This window comes from Sorangium sp. So ce385 (assembly GCF_051474135.1).
Classification (GTDB): Bacteria; Myxococcota_A; Polyangia; order Polyangiales; family Polyangiaceae; genus Sorangium; species Sorangium cellulosum_D.
Genome location: NZ_CP150337.1, coordinates 2,474,502 through 2,490,545 on the forward strand (window position 1 = coordinate 2,474,502; position 16,044 = coordinate 2,490,545).

At 73.3% G+C, this 16,044-nt stretch carries 11 protein-coding genes; 2 read left to right on the forward strand and 9 right to left on the reverse strand.

The genetic code is table 11. The annotated features are described in order from the left end of the window. Window positions 1-2: 2 nt before the first annotated feature. Window positions 3-1,856, reverse strand: a complete 1,854-nt coding sequence (locus WME83_RS09205) for a M16 family metallopeptidase (RefSeq protein WP_437318888.1) — start codon at window positions 1,854-1,856, stop codon at window positions 3-5. 100 nt (window positions 1,857-1,956) lie between these two features. After that, window positions 1,957-4,434: a lysyl oxidase family protein gene (locus tag WME83_RS09210; RefSeq protein WP_437318889.1), complete on the reverse strand. Its 2,478-nt coding sequence runs from the start codon at window positions 4,432-4,434 to the stop codon at window positions 1,957-1,959. A 320-nt stretch (window positions 4,435-4,754) separates the two neighbouring features. Here WME83_RS09210 and WME83_RS09215 point away from each other — a divergent pair, with 320 nt between their 5' ends. Next, window positions 4,755-5,540 (forward strand): SDR family NAD(P)-dependent oxidoreductase, encoded by a 786-nt coding sequence (locus WME83_RS09215; RefSeq protein WP_437318890.1) that lies wholly within the window; start codon window positions 4,755-4,757, stop codon window positions 5,538-5,540. A gap of 4 nt (window positions 5,541-5,544) precedes the next feature. Here WME83_RS09215 and WME83_RS09220 read toward each other — a convergent pair whose 3' ends face one another. The 3 genes from WME83_RS09220 to WME83_RS09230 all read right to left on the reverse strand — a co-directional run bounded on the left by WME83_RS09220 (window position 5,545) and on the right by WME83_RS09230 (window position 11,163). After that, on the reverse strand, window positions 5,545-7,842 hold the full coding sequence (locus tag WME83_RS09220) for a di-heme oxidoredictase family protein (protein ID WP_437318891.1): 2,298 nt from the start codon (window positions 7,840-7,842) through the stop codon (window positions 5,545-5,547). A 77-nt stretch (window positions 7,843-7,919) separates the two neighbouring features. Then, window positions 7,920-9,503 carry a DUF1552 domain-containing protein gene (locus WME83_RS09225; protein WP_437318892.1) on the reverse strand — a complete coding sequence of 528 codons (1,584 nt, stop codon included), beginning with the start codon at window positions 9,501-9,503 and terminating at the stop codon, window positions 7,920-7,922. A 52-nt stretch (window positions 9,504-9,555) separates the two neighbouring features. Continuing rightward, on the reverse strand, window positions 9,556-11,163 hold the full coding sequence (locus WME83_RS09230; RefSeq protein WP_437318893.1) for a DUF1592 domain-containing protein: 1,608 nt from the start codon (window positions 11,161-11,163) through the stop codon (window positions 9,556-9,558). 99 nt (window positions 11,164-11,262) lie between these two features. Between WME83_RS09230 and WME83_RS09235 the strand changes: the two genes are divergently transcribed. After that, window positions 11,263-12,180, forward strand: a complete 918-nt coding sequence (locus tag WME83_RS09235) for a LamG domain-containing protein (RefSeq protein ID WP_437318894.1) — start codon at window positions 11,263-11,265, stop codon at window positions 12,178-12,180. 3 nt (window positions 12,181-12,183) lie between these two features. On the opposite strand, the gene WME83_RS09240 is transcribed toward WME83_RS09235, so the two are convergent. The 4 genes from WME83_RS09240 to WME83_RS09255 are packed head-to-tail and all read right to left on the reverse strand — an operon-like array spanning window position 12,184 to window position 15,927. Continuing rightward, the gene (locus WME83_RS09240) at window positions 12,184-13,233 is read right to left on the reverse strand and encodes a hypothetical protein (protein ID WP_437318895.1); all 1,050 of its coding nucleotides are present in this window, start codon (window positions 13,231-13,233) and stop codon (window positions 12,184-12,186) included. A 9-nt stretch (window positions 13,234-13,242) separates the two neighbouring features. Beyond that, the gene (locus tag WME83_RS09245; protein WP_437318896.1) at window positions 13,243-14,235 is read right to left on the reverse strand and encodes a hypothetical protein; all 993 of its coding nucleotides are present in this window, start codon (window positions 14,233-14,235) and stop codon (window positions 13,243-13,245) included. Next, window positions 14,228-14,854, reverse strand: coding sequence for an RNA polymerase sigma factor (locus WME83_RS09250; protein WP_437318897.1), 627 nt, complete (start codon window positions 14,852-14,854; stop codon window positions 14,228-14,230). Before WME83_RS09250 ends, WME83_RS09245 begins: the two co-directional genes overlap by 8 nt. Further along, a complete protein-coding gene (locus WME83_RS09255) occupies window positions 14,851-15,927 on the reverse strand; it encodes a glycoside hydrolase family protein (RefSeq protein WP_437318898.1) in 1,077 nt (358 codons plus the stop codon). Before WME83_RS09255 ends, WME83_RS09250 begins: the two co-directional genes overlap by 4 nt. Window positions 15,928-16,044: the final 117 nt, after the last annotated feature.

The window sequence follows — 16,044 nt, forward strand, 5'->3', positions numbered from 1 at the left end:
GCTCAACCCCCCTTCGGCGCGGCCGTGCCGGCCGCGGGCTTGTCGACGGCGGGCTTGTCGCCCGCGGGCTTCTTGATGGCCGGCGCGGGCTCGGGCCGGTCGGCCGCCGGCGCTGCAGGCGCCGCGGGCGCCGCCGCCGCGGGCTTCGCGCCCGCCGGCGCAGCGGCCGCGGGCGCCGCCGCGGGCGTCGCGCCCGCCGGCGTCGCGGCCACCGGCGCTGCCGCCGCGGTGGGCTTCACGAGGCGCCCGGCCTTCGGGGCGCCCGGCTTCGGCGTGACGAGCGCGATCACGCGCCTGCCCTGCGGCAGGAGATCCGCGGCCGCCTTCTGCAGGTCGGCGGCCGCGACCTGCTCGTACCTGGCCACGTCCTTCGGGAAGTACCCCGGATCGCCGGCGAGCTGGTTGTAGTTGTTGATGGCGTTCGCGCGGGTGGTCACCTGCTCCATGCTGAAGATCAGGTCCGAGAGCAGCTTCGCCCGGGCCCGGACGTGCTCGTCCTGCGTCGGCGGCGCCTTGCGCAGCTTCTCGAGCTCGGCGTCGATCAGCTTCAGCGCCTGCTCGGGCGACTTGCCCTTCTTCAGCGTGGCCGTGATCTGGAACGTGCTGGCGAGCTGGCTCGACTGCTGGGCCGCGAACACGTCCTGCGCGATCTGGAGATCGTAGACGAGCTTCTTGTAGAGCCGGCTCGTCTTGCCCGAGGCGAGGACGTTGGCGACGAGGTCGAGCTCCGCGTCGCCGGGCGCGAACATCGGCGGCGTCACCCAGCTGATCGTCACGCGGGGCAGCTCCACGTCCGCCTCGATCTCGAGGCGCTTCTCGGTCGCGAGATCGCCGGGGTCGGGCTTCGTCACGACGGGCGGCGGGGCGCCCTTCGCGATCGGACCGAAGTACCTATCGACGAGCTCCTTCGCCCGGGCGCGATCGATGTCGCCCGCCACGACGAGGGTCGCGTTGTTCGGCACGTAGAACGTCTTGAAGAAGGCCCGGACGTCCTCCATCCGCGCGGCGTCGAGGTCCTCGGGCGTGCCGATGGTCAGCAGGTGGTAGGGGTGGCTCTCCGGGAACATGGCCGCGCGGAGGAACTGCGGCACGAGGCCGTAGGGCGCGTTCTCGTAGTTCTGGCGGCGCTCGTTCTTCACGACGTTGCGCTGGCTCGCGAACGTCTCGTCGTTCGCGTGATCGAGCAGCCACCCCATCCGGTCGCTCTCCAGCCAGAGCGCGAGCCCGAGCTCGTTGGCCGGGACGGTCTCGAAGTAGTTCGTGCGGTCGGCGTTGGTCGTCCCGTTGCGATCGCTCGCGCCGGCCCGCTCCAGGTACTTGAAGAACATGTCCTCGCCGACGTGCTTCGAGCCCTGGAACATGATGTGCTCGAAGAGGTGGGCGAAGCCGTTCTTCCCCTTCGGCTCGTCCTTGGAGCCGACGTGGTACCAGACGTTGACGGCGACGACGGGCGTGCGGCGATCCTCGTGCAGGATCACCTCGAGCCCGTTCTCCAGCGTGAACTTCTCGACCGGGATCATGACGCTCACGCTGGTCGTGGCCGGCGTCGCCCCTGCCGGCGCCGGCGCGGCCGGCCTGGCCCCGGGCGTGGCCGTGGCGGGCTTCGCCGCCGTCGCGGGCTGCGCGGTCGCGGGCTTCGCCGCGGTCGCGGGCTGCGCCGCCGCGGCCGGCTTTGTCGCGGGCTGCGCCGTCGCGGGCTGCGCGGCCGTCGCGGGCTGCGCCGCCGCGGCCGGGGGCGCCGCGGCGGGGGGCGCGGCGTAGGCGGGCAACGTCAGGCCGAGCGCGGCGACGAGCGCGCTGGACAGGGACGAGAGCGCCCGGAGGCGCCTCCGTTCGGACGGATGGTTGGCTCGCATGGGCGCGGTTCTAGCGCAGATCGCCCGAGGCCGAGCGCAACTTCGCTCGTGGAGCGCGAGGAGCGCCGCCGCGCGGGTCACGCCCGGCGGCGCGCTCCGGTCACAAGAACTGCGTGACGAACAGCTGGTACGGCCCGAAATCCACCGGCGTGCGTCCGCTCACGGTGATGGAGCCGAGGCCCCCTCCCGAGCGCATCCCGAAGATCGAGGCATTGGCCCCGTCCGGCGCGCCCGTGCACGCCCCGAGCGCGCTGGAGCACTGGACATTGACCGGATTGCAGGCGTCGTCCGCGGTCTTCAGCGTCATCGGGAAGTCCGCCAGGCCGCACGACGACACAAGGATGGGGACCCCCGGGCATACGGGGACATAGTACGGCTGCTCGGGGCTGCTCGGGCCGCACACGGCCGCGGGCGGGATCGGCGTCCCGGTGGTGTCGCCGCTGAAGAGCCCGCTGCCCGCGATCACCCCGGCGCCTTCGCCGAGGCACGTCGGGCGCTCGAACCGGAGGCGCACCAGGCCGGAGTCCCCGGGCCTCATGGCCTTGACCACCACCGTGTAGGCGCCGGCCGGGAGCTTCGCCGCGAAGTGCGCCCCCAGCATGGAGGGGCCGCAGCTCCGGGCTGCGCAGCCGACCGGGGCGCCGCCGCACCCGTCGCCCTCGAGCACCGCGAGCGCCGTGTCGATCTCGGATTCCAGGGTCCCGAGGTAGACGACCTGCTCGGACGGCAGCGTGAACCGGAAGAACACCTCGCCCCCCTCGCCGCCGCACGAAAGGGCCACGTCCGACGTGTTCTCCGCGGTGATCCGCGCGGCGTAATCCATCGACGCCGCGAGCTCCCCCGGCGTCTCGCAGCTGTCGGCGCCCGGGATCGGCGCGCAGCCGTCGTCGGGGACGCCGTTGCAGTTCTCGTCGACCTCGTTGCCGCACACCTCGGGGAGCGGCACGACGCACCCCGCGCCCCCGCAGCCGTTGTCGGGGACGCCGTCGCAGTCCTGGTCCACGAGGTCCCCGCAGATCTCCGGCTCGGGCACGCACGCCGTGTACGCCGGGACGTGGACGGGCACCTCGACCACGTTGTTCTCGATCGACTGCTCGGCGACCGCGCCGGTCGGGTTGACGGCGACGCGGAGGATGTAATCGCCCTCGGGCACGTCCGTCACGTCGACCCACTGGCACGGAACACCGACGTCGTAGATGTCGGCCCACCCCGCGCTCAGGAAGTTGCACCCATTGCCCCCCGAGGTCGGGAAGCCCGGCGTCGCCGGGGACTCGGGATCGAGCGGAGCCATGTCCGTCAGGCAGAACGCCTGCTTGTGGCCCTGCGCGACGACCTCGCCGTTCGCGTCGATCAGCCGGTAATCGGTGAACTCCCTGAAATGGAAGTGCCCGTGGCACTGCGCGTACTCGAAGAGCGGGTTGTCGAACTCGGGGCCCGGGTCGAGGTGGCCGGGGCCTGCGTTCTCGATGCGCCCCTCGAACTGGAGGAGGTGCCGCCTGCCGGGGCCCGCGATGCACCCTTCCACGATCTCGCAGGCGTCCGCGGGGAACGTCTGGTACGAGAACTGGACCGTGTCGACGATGCGCTCCTTGTTCGGGCGCAGGTCGGGCACCATGCAGACCCCGTCCACGCACGCGTGGCCGCTCGGGCAGCACGCGCTGCCGCACATCGCGCCGTCGCAGGCGGGGTAGTCGACGGGGAGGACGATCGTGTTGTTGTCGAACCTCGCCTCCGCGATCGCCCTGTTCGGGTTGACGGTGATCTCGAGCTCGTAGAGCCCGGCCGGCACGCCGGTCACGTCGACGGCGTTGCACGCGACGGTGCCGGGCTGGTCGACGCGCTCTCCGGGGCCGAGGCCCTGCGCGCTGCAGCTGTACTGGCCGCCCTGCATCGCGACGCAGCGCGCGTCGAGCTCGGCCTCGGCGACCGCGGCCTCGCCCTGCTTGAGGCGCGCGCGGAAGAAGCGCGGGACGACGTAGCTATCCTCGCAGAAATTCGGCTCGAACACGGCGCTCTCCGAGGGCGCGCCGAGGTCGAGCGGCACGTCGCCGGCGTTCCTGAGCGAGACGTTGAAGCGCAGGAGCGCCCGCCGCCCGCTCGCGCCGACGCAGCCGTGCATCAGCTCGCACGCGTCCTCGCCCACGGTGATCGCGGCGAACGTGACGGGCTCTCCGCGCTGCGCGGGCTCGAGCACGAGGTCCGCCGCCGCGCAGCCGCCGTCCACGCACGCGGCGCCGGGGCTGCAGCACGCCGCGTCGCCGCAGGCGCGCGCCTCGTCGCACGCGGCCGTGCAGCCCGACGGCTCGCCCTCCGCGTCGATCTCGCACCGCGTGCCCTCGGGGCACACGAGGTCCGATCCGGCGCACCGGACGCCTCCTTCGTCCCCGCCGGCGCCGCCGCCGCCGGTGCTCCCGGCGCCGCCGTCACCGCCGCCGCTGCCGCCTGCTCCGCTCCCGCCCTCTCCCGAGCTGGCGCCTCCTCCCGTGCCCGAGGGCGGATCGGCCCGACCGTCGTCGCCGCAGGCGGCCACCGCGACGACGAAGGATCCCGTGAGCAACGCGCTGATCAGCTTCTTCATGTTCACCCGGTGAGGTTCGGCGAGCGGGCGGCGTCGTGTCGCCGGTGCGCGCATTGAAGCAAGGCCCGCATGGTAGGCGCGCGCGCGGTCGAAAGCAGCACGCGCGCAGCGGCGCATGATGCCGACCGGCGCCGAGGAGAGGTCCCTCGATGTCCGGCGTGCTGCGAGCGGCGCGGGCGCGGTGCGACATGGGCGTCGCGGCGTCGCGGTGCGCACCTCGCGCCGCGACGTGCGAGGCGCGCCGCGCCTCGGCCGACGCCGGGGGGCGAGGGACAGCGTATTTTCCTCAGCTCACCCGAGGAACGTATACTCTCGCCGACATGGCTCCTGTCGTCGTCATCACCGGTGCATCCAGCGGAATCGGTCGGGCGCTCGCGTTCTCCTGGGCGAAGCGCGGGGCGAGCGTGGTGCTCAGCGCGCGCGGGCGCGAGGCGCTCGATCGCGTCGTCGAGGAGGTGCGCGCGGCGGGCGGCGACGCCCTCGCCGTGGCCGGCGACGTGACCGCCGAGGAGGACCGCAAGGCGCTCTGCGAGCGGACGCTCGACACGTACGGCCGGCTCGACGTGCTCGTGAACAACGCCGGGCGCGGCTACTACGCGCCGTCGCTCGAGATCGACCCCGCCGAGCTCGAGGCGATCTACCGGCTCAACGTCGTCGCGCCCGTGCGCCTCGCGCAGCTCGCGATCGAGCCCCTCTCGGCCGCGCAGGGGACGATCGTCATGGTCTCCTCGATCGCGGGGCTCGTCGCCGCGCCGCGGATGGGCGCGTACGCCTCGTCGAAGTTCGCGCTGGAGGCGCTCTCGATGTCGCTCCGCGCGGAGCTCGCGTCGCGGGGCGTGCGCGTGCTCGTGGTGCGCCCGGGCCCGGTCGCGACCCCGTTCCACGCGAACGCCGTGGTGACCGACGACAACGTCGGCTACCGCCCGCCGGGCCACAATCCGCAGAGCCCCGAGGAGGTCGCCGAGGGGATCGTGCGCGCCGTCGAGGCGCGACGGGACGTCTGGGAGACGAGCCTCTTCGTGAAGACGGCGAGCCTCGCCGCCCGCGTGGCGCCCGGCCCGATGCGCTGGATCTCGAAGCAGATGGCGCGCCGCTCGGGGCTCTGAGCGCTCAGAGCGAGCGGAGGAAGGCGACGACGGCGTCGCGGTCTTCCCTGGGGAGCGCCACGAAGCGCTGCTTCGCGGCGTCCGCCTCGCCGCCGTGCCACAGGATCGCCTCGACGACGTCCCGCGCGCGGCCGTCGTGCAGGAGCTGGCTGTGGCCGTTCACCGCCTCGAGCAGCCCGATGCCCCAGAGCGGCGGCGTCCGCCACTCGCGCGGCCCCGCCAGGGCTTCGCTCGTCGACGTGTCCGCGAGCGCCTCGCCCATGTCGTGCAGGAGCAGATCGCTGTAGGGGTGGATGATCTGATCGCGCAGCTCGACGAACGGGTGATGGCTGCCCGTCTTCATCGAGGGGACATGGCAGCTCGCGCACCCTGCCTGGCTGAACAGCACCTCGCCGCGCTGGACCGCCGGGTCCGCCGTGTCGCGGCGCGGCGGCACGCCGAGCACGCGCATGTAGGCCGCCATCCGGTCGAGATCCTCGTCGGAGAGCTCCGGCGCCCCGCTCGCGCCGGCCCGGCAGCCCGCCTGCTCCTCGCCGCACTCCTCGACCGGGAACAGGCTCGTCGTCACGCCCATGTCCGCGACAAGCGCGTCGGCGACCTGGTGGGGCACGCTCACCTTGCCCGCCTTCCAGCCGAAGCGCCCCAGCCGCAGCGCCCCCGAGACCGGATCCGGGATCAGGTTCGGACGGCCCGAGATGCCGTCCTGGTTGCAGTCCATCCCGTCCGCGCGCTCGAGCACCGCTTCCTCCGCGATCGCCTCGAGGAGGCCCATGCCCACGACCGGCCGGGCGACGCGGACCGAGTAGCGCGCGATCTGCCCCGCGGAGAGCCCGTCGAAGCGGAACGTGGGCCGGCGCAGGACATACGGCGTGCCGTCGGGGAGCTGCCCGGGCTCCTCCGCGTAGGCCACGGTGGCCGTGCCCTCGCCGGGGCTCCCGTCGGGCCCCTTGTCCTGCAGCTGCCGGCCGTACATCGGGTCTGCCGTGGGCTTGCCGTCCGCGCTCGCCCCGGCGCCGAACAGCTTCACGACGGCGGTCTCCATCGCCTCGCCGGGCTCGGGCGGGGCGCCGCGACCGTTGTGGAGGTGACAGCCCGCGCACGTGGTCTGGTTCGAGAGCGGCCCCGCCTTGCCCGCGTGCTCGTCGAAGACGGGATTGCCGCCCTCGGTGTGCTCGCCGGTCGCGAAGTCCGTGTGGAACAGGCGGCGCCCCTCGAGGAAGCGCTGGATCGAGCCCTCCTGGATGTTCAGCGCCATCTGCTCGTAATAGAGGTGGGGCTCCGCGTAGATGTACGGGATCGTCCCGTCTCCGCCCGACAGGGCGGCGTCGTTCGGCGCGTCGAACGGCGTCAGCTCGCCGCTGCCGACGCGGTAGCGGAACGTGTCGCTGTAATAGCTGGTCCTCCCCTCGACGGTCGCCGGGTCGAGGAACACCCCGAACTCGAACTCGAGCAGATCGCCCTCGCGGATCTCCCTGCCTTCCCTGGCGTTGCGATCCACGACGAACTCCCAGTGGGTGCTCGTGATGCGGTCCATGCCGTTGTTCGAATGGAACACGTTGCCGTCGCCCGTGTACCAGCAGCGGAAGTTGATCACCTGGGTGTCCGACGCCTTGGCGTTCGGGAGCCAGGTGAACTTGACCGTGCTGCCGCCCGCCGGGATCGCGTCCTCGACGATGAACTTGTAGCTGCGGTTCTCGAAATAGCGCGGCTGGAACGGGCTGAACTCCTCCTCTCGCTCGTGGCGGCCGCGCACGCGCCCCGCCGCCTCGAGCGTGATCGTCCCGTCCGCGGCCGTCGTGGTGATCGCCTTGCCGCCCGCGGCCGCGGGGAACAGGGGGGCGATCTGGCCGCTCACGCCGGAGCATTCGCCGGGGTCGACCTCGCCGCCGGGGCAGGTCGCCGCGGGCGGCGCACCCGAGGAGAAATAGGCGTAGATGGCCTCGATATCGGCCGACGTGATCGCCTGCTCGCCGAAGCCCGGCATGCGGCCTTTGCCGGTGCGCACCTGCGCCGTGAACGCCTCCAGGGAGCCGTCGAAGGCGAACAGATCGGGAAACCCGCCGCTCGTCCCGCCGTGGGCGCTGTGGCACCCGCCGCAATTGAGGGCGAACGCCCGCGGCAGCGCCGGCCCGCCCTCCGCCTCCACGCACGGCGCAGGAGGGGGATCGCCCCCGCCCGCGCCGTCCGGCGGCGCGCCCCCGCCGCCCGGCGGGGGAGACGCCGGCGACGGGTCGCCCGAGCACCCGAGCCCTGCTGCGCAGGCCGCGAGCAGCCCGAGCGCGACGTGGAGACCCCGAGACAATGGCCGACGTGAGCGGCGTTCGATCATCGCGCTACCCTCCGACGTAAACCCACCCAGAAAAACCGCGATTCCCCGCGTTACCGCAGGATCTCCTCGAGCAGCCGGTTCGGCTCGCCGCGGCGATCATCGCCGAACGACGCGACGCCCAGGCCGTAGTACTGGTTCATGATGGTGAACCACAGATCGCGGAGCTGGCGATCATTGCCGAGCGCGTCGTAGGCGACGTGCGCGTCGTTCAGGAAGACGCCGTCGCCGCCCAAGAGGACGATGGGCAGATCGTACGCGTCGTGATCGTGCGTACGCATCTCGCTCATGTACATCATCACGCAGTGGTCGAGCACCGTCCCGTCGCCCTCGGGGATCGCGTCGAGCCGCTGCGCGAGCTGCGCCGTCTTCTGGCCGAGCCAGCAGTTGATCGCCGCGAAATCGAGGTTGCTCTCCTCGACGACCGCGTAGCGGCCGCCCTCGTTCGTGCTGCCCAGGTTGCCCGGGCCGTGCTGGCAGGAGTGATAATGGAGGCTGCTGCCCTCCCGGTACTCGAGGCCCACCTTCGCGCGGACGTCCGCCGGGATGCACCGGTACTCGAACTCGGAGCGCGCGTCGTCGAGCATGTGGGTGACGACGCGGGTCACGTCGCATTGAATGGCCATGACGATGAGATCGATCATGACGTTCGCGTGATCGTCGTGCTTGTACTCGCCGGCCTCCGTGCTGTCGTTCTCGTTGAGCCCCTCCTGCTGTCCGGGCGGCTCTGGGACGACGCCGGGCTCGCGGATCGGGCTGCAGCCGAGGCTCCCTTGCCCCGGGGTCATCGTCGACTGGACGCGGGTCACGTTCTTCTCGATCGCGCGCAGCGAGTCCAGGTATTGCTGGACGATCTTGCGATCGTCCGAGCCGACCCGGCTCATGAGCGAGTTCGCGTCCGCGAGCACGGCGTCGATGACGCTCTTCTCGGTCGCCGCGCGGCGCTCCGCCTCGATCCTGGCCTGCTCGTCGGTCTGGCCGGGCACGGGCGCCGCGGGCGCCGCGCCCGCGCTGACGAGCGCGTCGAACACCGCCTTCGGGTTGACCGAGCGCTTGAGCGGCTCGCGCGGGCTCTTCCAGGAGACGGCCTGATTGTAGGCGTAGCTGCGCCCGTCGAAGAAGCCGGGCTTCACCCCGAGCCCCGTTTGCAGCGACGGGATGCGGGTCGCCTGCTCCGGGCCGGCCTTCTGGACGATGAGCTGGTCGACCGAGACGCCGTTGCCCACCCACTCGCCGAGGTCCTGCCCCGCGTCTCTCCCCAGCTGATCGGCGTCGACGCAGGTCGACAGCGCGGCGGCGCAGCGCGAATGGGACGGTTCTATGAACGGGTTCTGCTCCTTGCTCCAGGTGTAGTTGCCGAGGCGGCTTATCATGAGCATCTTCGACTTCACCGGCGCGAAGTGCTCGAGCACCCTCGGCAGCTTGAAATCGGCGCCCTTCAGCGTCTTGCCGAACGCGGGCGCCGTCTCCCACCAGTGGTGGGGCGCCCCGTTCGGGAAGGTGCAGAGCACGAAGCGCTTCGGCGTGCCGGGCTCCCCCGCGCGCGCCCGGCGCGGCGCGAGGCTCTCGAGAAACGGCAGCGCCAGGCAGACGCCCGCGCCGCGCAACAGGTTCCTGCGTGTCATCAAGCGTTTCATGTGCGCATCGCTCCTTCGTGACCGGTGTCCTTCGGCAAACGCGCCCGCGGCCTCACTGCGCCTCGCCCTTGCCTCCGCGGAGGCGGAAGGCGTCGCTGGTCACCACGTGCTTCACGAGATCCGCGAGCGTGCCGCTGTCCCAGCGCGCGGCGATCTCCCTGAACGTGGACGTGTCCGCGCCGGTCGGGCGCCGGCGCAGGGCATAGGTGAAGAGCTGCTCGGAGGGGCAGACCCCGAGCTGGGGGTCTGCCTGGAGCTTCGGCAGGAGGCCGGAGAAGTCCTGGAACTCCGTGTCCTCGAGCTTGCCTGTCGCGTCGATCGGATCGCCGTTCGGGTACTCGGTCCGGTAGGCGCCGATCGCGTCGAAGTTCTCGAGGCTCAGCCCGATGGGGTCGAGCAGGTCGTGGCAGCTCGCGCAGTCGGGCGACTCGCGGTGCTTCTCGAGCTTCGCGCGGACGTTGTCGACCGCGCCCGATCCGCTGCCCGGGGCGTCGAGCTCGGGGATGTCCACGTTGGCGGGCGGCGCGAGGGGCACGCAGAAGAGCTGCGCCAGGATCGTCTTCGCGCGGGACGTGGGCGAGGTGCGATCCGCGCGCGACGACAGCGTGAGGAACGCGGGGAGCGTGAGGAAGCCCCCGCGGACGCCCTCGGGGTCGCTCGCGGTGAGCGGCTCGAGCAGCGAATTCGCCGGGTGGGGCGCCGTGAGGAACTCGGACCACGGGCGCTCGCCGGTGGTGAATTCGGCGAAGTAGGCGTTCGCCTGATCGACCATCGCGCCCTTCACCTCGTCGTTCCAGAGCGGGAACAGGGACGCGTCGACGTTGTGGCTGGGGAGCGTGCGCGTGCCGAGCCACTGGCCGAAGAAGTTCTGGAAGAAGGCGGCGGTCTTCGGGTCGCCCAGCATCCGGTCCACCTGCTGCCGGAGCTCGTCCTCGGTGGCCAGGCGATCGCCCGCCGCCGCGTCGAAGAGCTCCTCGTCCGGGAGCGAGCTCCAGAGCAGGTACGAGAGGCGCGAGGCGATCTCGTAGCCGTTGAGGGCGCCCGGCGATCGCTCCGAATCGGGGCCCGCCTCGACCCGCAGGAGGAAATGCGGCGATGTCAGCAGGGTCCGGACGACGTGCTGCAGCGCCTCGACCGGCGACATCTCGAGGGTGCTCATCGCGTCCGCGTACTGCGCCGCGTACCGCTCGACCTCCGCCGCCTCGAGCGGGCGCCGGAAGGCGCGCAGCCCGAAGCGCTCGATGATCTCGCGCGCGCACCCGTCGCCCGCGCCCTGCGCCGGGTCGCACACGAGGATCTTCGCGCGCTGCGCCTCGTTCGAGAACGCGTCCTCGGCGAGCGTCTTGGCGGCGTCGTAATACCCCTGGACCAGGACCTGGGACAGGTTCGACAGCGCGCTGACGCTCGCGTCGAAGCCCTTGGCGCCGAAGGCCGGGAAGCCGTCCGCGGGCCTCAGGCGCGTTCCCAGGAGGTGGGCGACGGTGTTGTTGTACTCCGACGCCGTCATGTGGTGCAAAGGCATGCCGCCTGGCGCGGCGGAGGAGGCGTCTTGCTCCGGGGCGTCCTCGCCCCCGAGGATGCCAGTGCACGAGATGCTCAGGAGACACCCCCCGGCAGCGAGCCAGGGGCGCGCGAACACCCGGTCAAGTCTGAAGGTCATCGTCGTCTCCCGCGTGTGGAATCGGCAGATACCCCCTCGTGGCCGGAGCGCGCTGCGTTCGTGATCAAATCGACAGCACAGGCGCGCTAGGATCAGGCCGTGCTCTGTGCGCAGAAGACTACGGTGATGGTGTTGCTCCTCGGGCTGTCCGGGTGCGGAGCGGACGTGGAGATCGCGGTGGGTCGCATGAACCCGGCGCCCCCGGCGAGCGGCGGTGAGGCGGGCAGCGGCGGGGAAGGGGGCAGCGGCGGTGAGGCGGGCAGCGGTGGGGAAGGGGGCAGCGGCGGTGAGGCGGGCAGCGGCGGGGAAGGGGGTGTTGGTACGACTCCGTGTGATGCGCTGCCATCTCCCACACATCGGTACACGTTCGACGGTGTGGGAGCGGTCGTCGCCGATGCCGTCGGCGGTGCCGACGGCGAGATCCTCGGCGGCGCGAGCCTCGATGGCGGAGGGGGGCTCACCCTCGACGGCGAGGACGATTATGTCGATTTGCCCTCGGGGCTCCTCTCGGGCCTGCGCGATGTCACCGTCATGGCCTGGGTCGCCCGGGACGGTGGAGGCGCCTACCTGCGCATCATCGACTTCGGCCTCGGCAGCGGGGGCGAAGATCCCGTCGAGGGCGACGGGAGCGTGGGAGAGTCCTACCTGGTCATCACCCCGTCGACGGGCTTCGACCCGCGGGGGGTCGCCGCGCTCGCGAGCGACAGCGGCGCGGCGGGCGAGGTGGCGATCCCCACCGCGCCGACGCTCGACGACGGCGAGATCCATCAGGTCGCCGTCGTCTTCGACGGCGCGGCCGCGTCCCTCGCCCTCTACCTGGATGGCGCGCTCCTCGGCAGCGCGCCGGTCGGCTTTCCGCTCTCGGCGATCCAGGACGTGAACAACTGGCTCGGGCGGTCCCAGTTCGATCAGGACCCGTACTTCGGAGGGCGCTACGACGAGCTGCGCATCTACGGCGAGGCGCTGGCCGGCTGCGCGATCGAGGCCGCGTGGACCGCCGGTCCGGATCGGCCGTGACGCTCAGAAGGCCAGCGCGAGGCCGAGGCGGGCGCTGAGACCTGCGGCCGGGGGGCGATAGACGGTCCCCTCGAGGTTCTCCACGACGAAGCGGGGGCGCTGCAGCGGGACGAGGGCGTGCAGCGCCCCCTCGACCTTCAGCGGAGCGGCGACGCGCCACTCGATCAGCGTCCCGAGGCCGGCCGCGAAGATCGGCGCCGTGCGGGTGAAGGCCTCGTCGACGTCGCGCCCCCGGGCGAGGAGCCAGTGCTGGCGGCCGAGCGCGCAGACGTACACGCCGAGGGGACGGCCGAGGGCGCGCGCGCACGCGTCGGCCTCGAGGAACCAGAGCCGGAACTCGGCGCCCGCGTTCAGCCCGGCGATGCGGCCGGAGCTCGACGGCACCACGCCGGCCGCCGCGTCCGCGCGGAGCCAGCCGACGCGGATCCCGCCGCCCGCGGCGACCCCGACGCCGATCGCCGGGACGAGCGCCTGCTCGACCTGCGCGCCCAGCCAGAGCGCCCCCTCCACGCCGCGCTCGTCCGGCGGCGGCCGGCTCGCGGCGGGCGGCGGCCGGCTCGCCGCAGGCGGCGGGCTCCGCGGCGCGCGGCCCCGCGCGGGCGGCGGCGGGCGCGGCGCGGCCGCTCCGTCGCCGCCGCTCGCCGGAGGTTGCGCCGGCTGCGCGGCGGCGTTCCGCGCGGCCGCGTCGGGGTCGATCGACATCGCCACGATCAGCGCCGCCGCCCGCGCCATGGCCGCGCAGTCGTCGCCGTGGATCGCGCGCTCGCCGGGCACCGGCGCGCGGATGCGCAGATCGAGCCGGAGGCGCGCGCCGCCCTGGCGGGCGACGGCGATCTCGACCGCGATCGGCTGGCGCTGCGCCGACGTTCCCAGCAGCCGGTCGATCTCGCTCCGGACCTCGTCGGCCGGCGGGCACCCGTCCGGCGCTTCCCAGCGCAGATCGATGGTGCGCGCCTCGGCGGACGCCGCGCGCGCGCGGGCAGGCAGCAGCCCCGCCGCGACGATCAGCGCCTGCAGGGCCGACGGGGCCCAGGCCGCTCTTGAGACGTGCACCCGCGCACTCTACTCCTCCTGCCCGCACGCGGCGCGCACGCGCGTCGCGAGCGGCGAGCCCGGGCTCTGCGCCAGGAGCTTCGCCGCGATCGCCCTGCCGGCCGCCGCGCGGCCGGAGCGGCAGAGCGCGATCGCGCGCGAGGCCTCGCGCTCGGTCGAGAGCACGCCCCTCGGGTAGCGGCTCCCGTGCTCGTTCAGCTTCGAGAGCGCCTGCGCGAACTGGCCCGCCTGCAGCGCCTGCTGCGCGTCGCGCAGCAGCGCGATCTCGGCGTCGAGCCCCTCGCCGCCCGGCCTCGCGGCGGCCGCGGCCGGCGCCGGCGCGCGTGCCGCCGGCCCGCGCGACGCGACCGCGGCGCCGGCCTGGGCGGGGGCGCTGGCCGCGGGCGCGGCGCTGGCCTCGGCGGGGCCGCTGGCCGGGGGAAGGGCGTTCACCCCGGCGGAGGCGCTGGCCTGCGCGGCGGCCCCGCTCTCGGCGGAGGCGCTCTCTTCGGCAGGGGCGCTGGCCTCGGCGGGCGGGCGCGCCTCGTCGCCCGGCGCGCCGGAGGGCGCTCCGGCGCGCGGCGCTCCGGGCGTCGGGGCCGCGAGCCTCGGCGCTTCCGCCGCGTGCGGCGCGGGCGCCTCGACCGACGCCGGGAGGTAGAGCGCTGCGCCCGTCGCGAGGCCCACGATCAGCGTCGCGAGCCCGATCTTCAGCGGGGCGCCGAGCAGCGTGACGGCCGCCCCCTTCGCGACCGCCGCGCTCGCGCCCGCGGCGGCGGAGCCGACCGCGTGCGCCGCCGCCGCGCCGCTCGCGGCGCTTCCGGCCCCGGCGCTCACCGAGCCGACCGCGCCGGCCCCCGCGGCGCTCTTGGCGCTCGCGGTCACGGCCGTGGCCGCCGCCCCGGCGAGGCCGAGCCTCGCCCACACGGCCGCGCGCATCCGCCGCCGATCGTCGTCGGTCGGCTCGTCCTCGTCGCGGAGGGCGTTCAGGAGCGCCCGCTCCCCAGGCCCCAGCTCATCCATCGCGGCCTCCTCGGATCCTGGCGTGGTGGCGGCGCACCGCGTCGGAAAATGCCTGTCGGGCGGCCCTCAGCCGCGCATATACGGTGTTGATGTTCACGCCGATACCCTGAGCGATCTCCGTCGCCGGCATCTCTTCCAGCTCGGCGAGGAGGAGCACCACGCGCTTCTCCTCGTCGAGCGACGCAAGGAGGTCGTGCGCCACGCGCGCGGCCTCCGCCCTCGTCATGGCCTCGTCGGGGCTGAGGTTGCTCGGCCCCGCGAGCAGCTCCGGATCCACCGTCTCTCCCGTCCCGCGGTGGGCGGGGCTCTTGCGGCGCAGCGATCTCCGGTGCGTCTGCACGACGTTGACCACGATCCCGAAGACCCACGTCTTCAGCGACGAGCGGCCCCGGAACTCCGGGAGCCGCCGGTGCACGACCACGAACACCTCCTGGCACACGTCCTCGTGCGCGGAGGCGTCCACGCCGAGGCGGCGCACGGTCCGCCAGACGAAGGGGAACATCTCCTCGTACACCTCCGCGAAGTCGAGCGGCGCGCCCTGGAGGCTGGCCGCGGCGACGGCGGAGACCGCGCCGGCGGGCGGCGGGGTCGACGGAGCGACCGCCGCGCGGGCGGTCACTGGCTGCACCTCTCCGCGTGGGGCAGGGAGACGTAGAGCTCGCCGAGCGCGGTGAGCTCCCCGCTCGCGCCGAGCAGGTCCACGTTGGGGATCGCGTCGGTCCGCCCGGAAAACCAGGCGTAGCGGAAGACGTCGGGGTCCGATTCGAGGAGGGGCACCGCTTCTCGCATGTACGCCGCCTGGGCTTCGGGCGACCGATCCGCGCCGTCTCCGCACGAGAACTCGGTCAGCCAGATCGGGCGCCGGTAGCGTTTGAGCTCGCCGAGGTACCACTCGAGCGCCGGCCTGTCGCAAGCGTACCAGTGCGCCGCGATGAAATCGACGCGGCAGCCTTCGCACGCGGCGAAGAAGGCGTCGAGGTACGCGAACGGATCGGTCTCGTGGCAGCCGCCGCCGCAGAAGTTCACGGCCGGCGAGACGAGCTTCAGCCCCTTCTCGTCGGCGATCTCCTCGAGGTCTGGCCACAGAGCCGCGGCCTCGGCGGCGGAGAGGTTGGCCTGAGCGAAGAAGTTCGGCTCGTTGAACGCGAGCAGGTACTTCGCCCCGCTCGGGATCGCCGCCTTGACCTGGTCGGCGTCGAAGCGGCCGCCCCAGACCATCGGTACGAAGTCGACGCCCAGGTCGACGTAGGCGCCTCCCCGGAGCGCCTCGTCGGGGACGGTCGCCCAGTTGTACCACCAGCCGACGCTGGCCGAGAGGGCCGAGAGGTCGGCGACCGAGTGGTAGCCGTACCCGATGCCCCGCTTGCACGGGCGCCCCGCGGCCGCTCCGCCGCCGTCGCCCGCGCTGCCGCCGTCGCCCGCGCTGCCGCCGTCGCCGTTGCTCCCGCCGTCGCCCGCGCTGCCGCCTGTGCCGGCGCTGCCGCCTGTGCCGGCGCTGCCGCCTGTGCCGGCGCTGCCGCCGTCGCCGCCGCCCGCGCTGGCGCTGTCCCCCGCACCGGCGCCGTGCCCTGCCGCGCTGCCGGTGCTGCCCGGGCCCACGAGGCCTGCGCCGCCATCGCCCGCGCCGGTCGCTGCTGGGACGTTTCCTGCGCCACCCTCGCCGTTCGCGTCCTGGTGGAAAGATTCCCCCACGCAGGCGACGGACAGGAGGATCCCGAGCAGAGGGCTGATGCCGCACAGAAGGGCTTTGGGGTCTCGACGCATGGCTCGAGGGGGCTGGTGGCCGGAGCCGCCGCGTTCCGTGATGAA